Annotated in this window: 2 protein-coding genes; both read right to left on the reverse strand. The window is 72.3% G+C overall.

All coding sequences use genetic code 11. The annotated features are described in order from the left end of the window. Positions 1 to 80 precede the first annotated feature (80 nt). Entirely contained in the window at positions 81 to 824 is a 744-nt protein-coding gene (locus ABZ641_RS36600; protein ID WP_359988852.1) for a class I SAM-dependent methyltransferase, read from the reverse strand. A 160-nt stretch (positions 825 to 984) separates the two neighbouring features. Continuing rightward, the gene (locus ABZ641_RS36605) at positions 985 to 1,488 is read right to left on the reverse strand and encodes a VOC family protein (RefSeq protein WP_359988854.1); all 504 of its coding nucleotides are present in this window, start codon (positions 1,486 to 1,488) and stop codon (positions 985 to 987) included. Positions 1,489 to 1,601: the final 113 nt, after the last annotated feature.

Below are 1,601 nucleotides of genomic sequence, written 5' to 3' on the forward strand. Positions count from 1 at the left end.
CGCGCTCGCGAGAGGTCCGGAAGGCACTCGGACAGCCCCGTCTCCTGCGTGCCGTCCGCCGGGGCGGACCGCGCCCGGGGTCAGGCGCGGCAGCGCAGCATCTCGAGCGGCGGGTGGGCGAGCAGGTCGGCCCAGAAGTCCTCGCCGTACGCGCGGATGCCGGCCTCGGAGATCCGCAGCGGCACCCACTCCACCGCGCCGAACCCGGCCGCCCGCAGGCAGTCCTCGTAGACCTCGCGGCGCGGGGCCGTGGCGACGATGCTGATCGGCTGCGGTTCGAGGAGGGCGGTGACCCGCACCTGCGGGCCGGTCCCGGTCTCCTCGCCGGTCGGCTCACAACGGAAGCCGTAGGTCTCCAGGCTGCGGCAGTCGAACCCGTAGTCGGGCTTCTGGGCGAGGACGAAGAACTCCCCGCCCGGCACCAGGCTCCGGTGGATGTTGCGGCACATCCGCTCCATCGCCTCGACGGACCCGGCGTAGTTGAGGCACTGTACTCCGAGCGCGAGGTCGAACCGCCGCTCGAAGGACCGCAGGTCGGCGACGTCGCCGACCTCGTACCGCACGTCCAGCGGCTCGCGCCGCTCGATGTCCCGCGCGGCGGCGACCATCTCGACGGAGATGTCGACGCCGAGCACCTCCGCGGCACCGCGCCGCTTGAACTCCCGGCTGTAGAAGCCGGTGCCGCAGGCCAGGTCGAGCACGGACCTGCCCTTCACCTCGCCCACCATGCCGAGGAAGCTCGGTACCTCCCCGTAGCGCATCAGCGGCAGGGACTTGAACCCCTCGAACGCCTCGCCGATCCCGTCGTACTGCTGCACAGCCATGTGCTGCCCCCTCCGGCACGTCGTCCTGCGCCCTGCCCCGCCGGCCCTCCGGGATCGGGGGTCTGCGGGGCTGCGGGCCGTGGCAGAGAGTCTCCTCCGCACCCGTCCGACCGCCGTACTGGCAGATGGCACAAAGAAGTCGGCGCGGCGGCCGGGGTGTCTACTCGGCCGGTCCAGTGGCGCCGCCGGCCACGAGGGCGTCCTCCAGTGCCTGGATGTCGATCTTCTTCATCTGCAGCATCGCGCGCATCGCCCGCTGGGACCTGTCCGGGTCCGGGTCGCCGAGCAGTTCCATCAGCCGTCGCGGGGTGATCTGCCAGGAGAGCCCGTACCGGTCCTTGAGCCAGCCGCAGTCGCTCTCCTGTCCGCCGCCCGCGGTGAGGGCGGCCCACAGCCGGTCGACCTCCGCCTGGTCGTCGCAGTTCACCTGGAGCGAGATCGCCTCGGTGAACGGGAAGATCGGGCCGCCGTTGAGGGCGAGGTAGCGCTGCCCGGCGAGTTCGAAGGACACGGTCATCACCGAGCCCGCCGCACCCGGTCCCGCCTCGCCGTAGCGCTGCACGCCGACGATCCGGGAGTCCGGGAACAGCGAGGTGTAGAACTGCGCCGCCTCCTCGGCCTGGTGGTCGAACCACAGGAACGTCGTGATCTTCTGCTCCGGCACTGCGTCCTCCCGTTGTTCCGGTCCCGCACGACGGTAGGCCGCGGGGCCCGCCCGCGCACCGGGGCCACGCCGTGCCGCGCACGGATCACCCGTCGGCGCGGGGATCGCGCGGC

Source organism: Kitasatospora sp. NPDC007106, from assembly GCF_040634455.1.
Classification (GTDB): Bacteria; Actinomycetota; Actinomycetes; order Streptomycetales; family Streptomycetaceae; genus Kitasatospora; species Kitasatospora arboriphila.

What these genes read in the sequence shown, in the direction of transcription:
- ABZ641_RS36600 (WP_359988852.1), bottom strand. Translation starts at nt 824, where the DNA reads ATGGCTGTGCAGCAGTACGACGGGATCGGCGAGGCGTTCGAGGGGTTC.